The organism is Streptomyces sp. SYSU D01066-1, assembly GCF_054956795.1.
Window position 1 is genome coordinate 1 of sequence record NZ_JBUDHV010000068.1, and the last position, 8,255, is coordinate 8,255.

The following is an 8,255-nucleotide window of genomic DNA, read 5'->3' on the forward strand; positions in this document are numbered from 1 at the left end:
CCGCTGCGCGAACACCGCCGAGGACTCCAGCAACTCCCGGCCCATCCCCACCCACTGAGACCCCTGACCAGGAAAAACAAGAACCGTCCGCCCCGGACCACCAGAACCGGCGACGGTACCGGTCACGACGAGCGGACTGCTCCCACCACGGGCCAGCACCCCCAGCCCCGCCACCGCCTCCTCACGCGAACCGGCCACCACCACCGCCCGCTCGGACAGCAGGGCCCGCCGGGAGACGAGCGCACCCGCCACCTCCGCGAGCGACGTCCGCGTGCCGGTGTCGGTGACGAACGCCGCCAGGCGCCCGGCCTGGGCGGCGAGGGAGGCGGTGCTGCGGGCCGACACCACCAGCGGTACGACCCCGCCGTCGGGGACCGTCGGCCGGTCGGCCGGGTCGGGGTCGGCAGGCTCGGGAGCGGCCGGCTCGGGGTCGGGCCCCTCCTCCAGGATGACGTGGGCGTTGGTGCCGCTCGCGCCGAAGGAGGAGACGCCGGCCCGGCGCGGGCGGCCGGTCTCCGGCCACTCACGGGCCTCCGTGAGCAGTTCCACCGCCCCCGCCGACCAGTCCACCTGGGAGGTGGGCTCGGTGACGTTCAGGGTGGCGGGCATGATGCCGTGCCGCATCGCCTCGACCATCTTGATGACTCCGGCGACACCGGCCGCGGCCTGGGTGTGACCGATGTTGGACTTCAACGACCCGAGCCACAGGGGCCGTTCGCGGTTCTGGCCGTAGGTGGCGAGCAGCGCCTGGATCTCGATCGGGTCACCGAGGACCGTGCCGGTGCCGTGGCCCTCCACCACGTCCACGTCGGCGGGCTCCAGCCCGGCCGCCGCCAGCGCGCCGCGGATCACCCGCTGCTGCGAGGGGCCGTTGGGGGCGGTGAGCCCGTTGGAGGCACCGTCCTGGTTGACCGCGCTGCCGCGCAGCACGGCCAGCACCCGGTGGCCGTTGCGGCGGGCCTCGGACAGCCGCTCCAGCAGGACCACACCGACGCCCTCGGCCCAGCCGGTCCCGTCCGCGGTGGAGGAGTACGCCTTGCAGCGGCCGTCCGCGGACAGTCCGCGCTGCCGGGAGAACTCCAGGAAGGCGTCGGGACTGGCCATGACGGTGGCGCCGCCGGCCAGGGCGAGGGAGCACTCGCCGCCCCGCAGGGCCTGCGCGGCCAGGTGCATGGCGACCAGGGAGGAGGAGCAGGCCGTGTCCACGGTCACCGCGGGGCCCTCGAAGCCGAAGACGTACGACACCCGGCCCGAGGCCACGCTGGAGGCCGTGCCGGTCATCGTGTAGCCCTGGACGTCCTCGGGCACCCGGCGCAGCCGGGTCACGTAGTTGTGGTGGACGATGCCGGTGAACACGCCGATGTCCTGGCCCCGGGTGGACAGGGGATCGATACCCGCCCGTTCCAGGGCTTCCCAGGAGGTCTCCAGCAGCAGCCGCTGCTGCGGGTCCATGGCCAGTGCCTCGCGCGGCGAGATCCCGAAGAGACCGGCGTCGAACCGGGCGGCGTCGTGCAGGAAGCCGCCCGCCCGGGTGTAGCTGGTGCCGGGGTGGGCCGGGTCGGGGTGGTAGAGCTTGTCGACGTCCCAGTCGCGGTCGTCGGGGAAGCCGGAGACGGCGTCCCGCCCGTCCATGACGAGTCGCCACAGTTCCTCGGGGCTGGTGACACCGCCGGGCAGCCTGCTGCTCATGGCGATGATGGCGATCGGTTCGTCCGGGTCCGCCGTGCCGCGCCGGGTGACGGCGGGGGTCTCCGGCCGGGTGCCGAGGAGTTCGCCGCGCAGGTGGTCGGCGAGCAGGGCCGGTGTCGGGTGGTCGAAGACCAGACTGCTGGGCAGGCTGACGCCGGTGAAGTCGTGCAGCCGGTTGCGGAGCTTGACGGCGGTGAGCGAGTCGAAGCCGAGGTTCTTGAACGGCTGCCCCTCGTCGAAGCCGTCCGTGTCGCGGTGGCCGAGGACGACCGCGGTGCTCTCCCGGACCAGGTCCAGCAGGAGCCGCCGCTGTTCGGCGTCGGCGAGGCCGGCCAGCCGGGCGGCCAGCTCATTGCCGTCGGCGGCCGGTTCGCGGCGGATGACGCGCCGGGCCGGGGCGGGGCGGTCGGCCGCCGTACGGCCGGTTCCGGGGGCCGGGGTCCGGCCGTCGGTGGCCGGGTGCCCACCGTTCGCGTTCGCCCGCCGCCCGTCACCGTCCACGGCCCCCGGTCGCCCGTCACCGTCCACGGCCCCCGGTCGCCCGTTGCCGACCGCGGCCCCCCGCCGCCCGTCACCGCCCTCGGTCGTCCCCTGCCCGTCGCCCGCCGCGAGCGTCACCGGGCCGAGCAGGGCCACGGGCCCGCCGTCCAGGTCGGTCAGCTCCACCAGCTGCCGGCCCTCGGCGTCGGGCGTGACGCGCACCCACAGCTCGGTGGCGCCCACCGCGTACACCGCGAGGGTGGCGCACTCGGCCAGGGAGCGGTGGTCCGCGCCGGGGCCGGCGGCCTCGGCGGCGACCCGCAGGGCCGTGTCGATCAGTACCGGGTGCAGGGTGAACGCGTCGGCCTCACCGTCGAGCCCGGTGGGCAGCTCGACGTGGGCGAGGGTCCGGCCGTCCCGCCGCCACACGCCGCGCACCCCGGCCGGGGCGCTGCCGTCGGCGGGCCCGGTGGGGCGGGTGAGCGGGTCGAAGGCGTGCCGCGCGGCGCCGGGCACCAGGGTGGCGCGGGCGTGCCGGAGCCACGGTTCGCCCTCCCGTCCGGCGGGCCGGCTGTGCACGGCGGCGCGGCGCCGCCCGTCGGGGCCGGGGGCGTCCACGAAGACACGCAGCTGGAGGTCGCCGTGGGCGGGCACGGTGACGGGCGCGTCGACGGTGATCCGTTCGAGGGTGCCGCCACCGGCCTCGTCGCCGCCCCGGACCAGCAGCTCCAGCAGTACGGCGGCCGGGACCGTCGCCTCGCCGGCGCCGTGCGCGCCGGGGAGCGGTACGGGGCCGTGTGCGGAGAGCCGGCCGGTGAGGACGACACCGGTGCCGCCGTGCGTGCCGGGCACCTCCACGACGCTGCCCAGCAGCGGGTGGCCGGCCGACCGGGCGCCGAGCGCCTCCGCGTCGGTGGCGGCGCCGTCCCGCACCCAGTACCGCTGGTGCTGGAAGGCGTAGGTGGGCAGGTCGGGGCCGACGGCGGGCGCCGGGCGGCCGAGGACGGCGGTCCAGTCGACCGGTACGCCTCGTACGTGCAGTTCGGCGAGGGCGGTGCGGACCGCGGTGTCCTCGGCGGTGTCGTGGCGCAGGGTGCTGACGCAGCCCCGGGTGCCGGGGCCGAGCGTGCCCAGGGCCATGGCGCTGAGGACGCCGCCGGGACCCAGTTCGAGGTGGGTCACGGCGCCCTGGTCGCGCAGGGTGGTCACGGCGTCGGCGAACCGTACGGCGTGCCGCGCCTGGTCGGCCCAGTAGTCGGGGGTGGCGAGCAGGCCGTCCCCGGCGAGGGTGCCGGTGAGGGTGGAGACGACGGGCACGGTGCCGGGCCGGTAGGTGAGCCGGGCGGCCACGGCGCGCAGCTCGTCGAGGACCGGCTCCATCAGGGCGGAGTGGAAGGCGTGGCTGACGGACAGCCGCCGGGTCCGGTGGCCGTCCCGGGCGAGGCGTCCGGCGACGGCGAGCACGGCGTCCTCGGCGCCGGACAGGACCAGCGCCCGCGGCCCGTTGACCGCCGCGATCCCGGCGGTGCCCGGCGCCGAGGCGAGCAGCGGGGCCACCTGTTCCTCGGTCGCCTCGACGGCGATCATCGCCCCGCCCTCGGGCAGGGCCTGCATCAGCCGGCCGCGGGCGGCGACCAGTTCACCGGCGTCCGCGAGGTCGAGGACGCCGGCGGCGTGGGCGGCGGTGATCTCACCGACGGAGTGGCCCGCGACGAGGTCGGGCCGTACGCCCCAGGAGGTGAACAGCCGGAACAGCGCGGTCTCCAGGGCGAACAGCGCGGCCTGGGTGTAGAGGGTCCGGTCGAGCAGGGCGGCCCGGTCGGTGCCGGGCTCGGCGAAGACGACCTCGCGCACGGGGTGGGCGAGGTCGTCCAGGTGCCGTTCGACGGCGGCGCAGGCGGCGTCGAAGGCGTCGCGGAACACGGGGTGGGCGGCGGCGAGTTCCCGGCCCATGCCGGCCCACTGGCTGCCCTGGCCGGTGAACAGGAAGGCGAGCTTGCCGTCGGCGGGGCCGCCGGTGACGGTGTCCGCGTCGGCGGTGCCCTCGGCGAGTGCGCGCAGGGACCTGGTGAGCTGCTCCCGGCCGGCGGCCAGGACGACCGCCCGGTGGTCGAGGTGGGCCCGGGCCGTGCCGAGCGCGTGGGCCGTCGCCCCCAGCGGCGTACCGGCGCGGTCCGCGACCCAGTCCGCGAGCCGGCCGGCCTGGCCGCGCAGGCCGGCGGCGGTGCGGGCGGAGACCGGGAAGAGGAGCGGGGGACCGTCCTGGGCGTCGGGCGTGCCCGGTGCGGCGTCCTCCCGCCAAAGCCCCGCGGGTGCCTGTTCCAGGACCAGGTGCGCGTTGGTGCCGCCGATGCCGAAGGCGGAGACGCCGGCCCGGCGCGGGCGGCCGGTCTCCGGCCAGGGCCGGGCCTCGGTGAGCACCTCCACCGCCCCCGCCGACCAGTCGACGTGGGGGGAGGGCCGGTCCACGTGCAGGGTGCGGGGCAGGACGCCGTGCCGCATCGCCTGCACCATCTTGATGACGCCGGCGACACCGGCCGCGGCCTGGGCGTGGCCGATGTTGGACTTCACCGACCCGATCCACAGCGGCTCCGTCCGGTCCTGGCCGTAGGTGGCGAGCAGGGCCTGTGCCTCGATCGGGTCACCGAGGACCGTGCCCGTGCCGTGCGCCTCGACCGCGTCCACGTCCGCCGCCGTAAGCCCGGCGTTCGCCAGCGCCTTGCGGATCACCCGCTGCTGCGACGGACCGTTCGGCGCCGTCAGACCGTTGGACGCGCCGTCCTGGTTGACGGCGCTGCCGCGGAGCACGGCGAGCACCTGGTGCCCCTGCCGCTCGGCGTCCGAGAGCCGCTCGACCAGCAGTACGCCGACGCCCTCGGACCAGCCGGTGCCGTCGGCGCCGTCCGCGAACGCCTTGCACCGGCCGTCGGGCGCCAGGCCGCGCTGCCGGGAGAACTCGACGAACGTCTCCACGTTGCCCATCACCATGACGCCGCCGGCGAGCGCCATCGAGCACTCCCCGTTGCGGATCGCCTGGGCCGCCAGGTGCAGGGCGACCAGGGAGGAGGAGCAGGCGGTGTCGACGGTGACGGCCGGGCCCTCGAAGCCGAAGTGGTAGGCGACGCGGCCCGAGACGACGCTGCCGGAGCCGCCGGTGAGCCGGAAGCCCTCGGCGTCGGCCGAGTGGTGCATCCGCACGGTGTAGTCGTGGCTGTTGACGCCGACGAACACCCCGATGTCCCGGCCGCCCAGCCCGGTGGGGTCGATCGCGGCGCGTTCGAAGGTCTCCCAGGACGTCTCCAGCAGCAGCCGCTGCTGCGGGTCCATGGCGAGGGCCTCGTTCGGGGAGATGCCGAAGAAGGCGGCGTCGAAGCCGGGCGCGTCGTCGAGGAACGCGCCGTGCCGCACGTAGGTCGTGCCGGCCTTGTCGGGGTCGGCGTCGTAGAGCCGGTCGATGTCCCAGCCGCGGTCGCCGGGGAACCCGGTGACGGCGTCGACCTCGTCGGCCACGACCCGCCACAGGTCCTCGGGGCTGTGCACCCCGGCGGGGAAGCGGCAGGCCATCGCGACGATCGCGATCGGCTCACCGGCCGTGGCGGGCGCCGCACCGGCCGGCGCGACGGCGACGGCGGTGTCGCCGACGAGCCGGTCCCGCAGGTGTTCGGCGAGCGCGGTCGGCTTCGGGTAGTCGAAGACGACGGCCGAGGGCAGCGTGAGACCGGTGGCGGCCGCCAGCCGGTTGCGCAGCTCCACGGCGGTCAGCGAGTCGAACCCGGTGTCCTTGAAGGCCCGGTCGGCGCGGACCGCGTCGGCGGTGCTGTGGCCGAGGACCTCGGCGGCGTTGCGCCGGACCAGGTCCAGCAGCAGTGCGCTCCGGGCCGCCGGGTCCAGCCGGGCGACCCGGTCGCGCAGGCTGCCCCGGTCGGCGGTCCCGGCGGCCCGGGCCGGCGAGTGCGGCGCGGGCGCCAGGCCCCGCAGCAGCGGCGTCACCGGGGCCTCGCGGGCCGCCGCGCGCAGGGCGGGCAGGTCCAGCTTGGCGGCCACCAGGGCGGCGGGCAGCCCGGTGCCGGGGCGCAGGGCGAGGTCCAGCAGCGCCGTCCCCTCGGCCTCGGACAGCGCGGCCATGCCGAGCCGCCGGTTGCGGTGCAGGTCGGCGGCGCCGAGGTGCCGGGTCATGCCGCTGGTCCGCTCCCAGTAGCCCCAGGCGAGCGAGACGCCGGACAGCCCCTGTGCGCGGCGCCGTCGGGCCAGCGCGTCCAGGGCGGCGTTGGCGGCGGCGTAGTTGGCCTGGCCGGGGTTGCCGAAGACGTTCGCGGCCGAGGAGAACAGCACGAACGCCGCCAGGTCGTGGCCCCGCGTCAGCTCGTCCAGCAGCAGGGCCGCGTCCAGCTTGGGCCGCAGTACGGTGTCGAGGCGCTCGGGGGTGAGCGCGGTGATCACCCCGTCGTCCAGGACACCGGCGGTGTGCAGGACGGCGGTCAGCGGACGGTCGGCAGGTACGGCGTCCAGGGCGGCCGTGAGCTGCTCCCGGTCGGCGGTGTCGCAGGCCGTGACGGTCACGGTGGCGCCCAGCGCGGTCAGTTCCCCGGACAGCTCCGCCGCGCCGTCCGCCGCGGGGCCGCGCCGGCTGAGGAGCAGCAGGTGGCGGACACCGTGCTCGGTGACCAGGTGCCGGGCGGCCAGCGCGCCGAGCGTGCCGGTGCCGCCGGTGATCAGGACGGTTCCCTCCGGGTCCAGGGCCCGCACCGGCCGCGGGGCGCCGCCCTCCCCCGTCGCCGCGTCGGCCCGGGTGAGACGGGGCACTTCGGCACCGCCCGACGCCCGTACGCGTATCACCGGTTCGGCGCAGGTGAGCAGGCCGGGCAGCACGGCTCGGGCCGCCGCGTCGAGATCCCGCCGGTCGTCCCGGCCCCCGCCCGGCCCGTCGAACTCGACGAGCACGACACGGCCGGGGTGCTCGGACTGCGCCGAGCGCAGGAGCCCCCCTACGGCGGCCGACGCGACGTCCGTGCCGTCCGCCACGGCCGCCACGACCAGCCGGGTCCGCTCCAGGGCCGGTTGGGCCAGCCACGCCTGGAGGACGGCGAGCACGGCGGCGAGCGCGGCCCGCGGGTCGCTGACGGCGCGGTCGACCGTGTGGAGCAGCACGTCCACGTCGCCCGCCGCACCGGCCGCGGCGACGTCCTCGGCGGTCCGGACGCTGACGGCGGACGGCGTCCCGTCACCCGCCGCGAGCGCCAGCTCGGTCCAGTCGACGCGGAACAGCGCGTCGTGGGTGAGCGCCTCGGCGAGTCCGGCGCGCGCCGGGTCGAACGGTTCCGCCAGCACCGCCTCCACCGCCAGCACGGGCCGCCCGGCCGGGTCGGTCAGGTCGAGCCGGGTGCCCTCCCCGGCCGCCCTCGCCGACCGCACGGTGACGGCGGCCGCGCCGGACGCGTGTACGCCGACCCCGCGCCAGGTGACCGCGAGGGTCCCGGCGGGCAGCACCGTCCGCACGGCCGCGTCGAGCAGGGTGGGGTGTACGTGGTACCGGCCGGCGTCTCCGGCGGCTTCACCCAGGGCCACCTCGACGCCGGTCCCGTCGGCCGGCCGGTCGTCGGCCGCCGGCGCGGCGGGTGCCAGCGTGCCGTGCGCGTGCCGCGTCCAGACCGCGTTCAGCGCGGAGTCGTCGGCACGCGAGTACACCTCGACCGTACGCCGCCCGGTGTCGTCGGGCTCCCCCACCACGGCCTGGACGCCCCGGCCACCGCGCACCGGCAGGACCACCGGCCTGCCGACGGTCAGCTCCTCCACCACCGGCACGCCGGCTTCCCGGCCGAGCTGGAGCGCCAGCTCGACCAGGGCCGCGTTCGGTACGAGGGCCGCGTCGTCACCGACCAGGTGCTCGGCCAGCCACGGCTGCGAGCGCAACGACCACCGCGAGGTCGTCATGAACCCACCGGAGTCGGGCCGCGCCACGACAGCGCCGAGCAGGGGGTGGTCGGCGGCGGCCTGCCCGAGCGAGGCGGCGTCCGCCGAAGGAGCCGTCTTCAGCCAGTAGTGACGGTGATCGAAGGCATACGTCGGCAGGTCCACCCGTGCGTCGC

Annotated in this window: 1 protein-coding gene; it reads right to left on the minus strand. The window is 76.8% G+C overall.

What is annotated here, in order from left to right; all coding sequences use genetic code 11:
* Positions 1-8,255, minus strand: an 8,255-nt coding sequence (locus ACY1JF_RS31715) for a type I polyketide synthase (RefSeq protein ID WP_462708731.1), incomplete at both ends; no start/stop codon positions are given.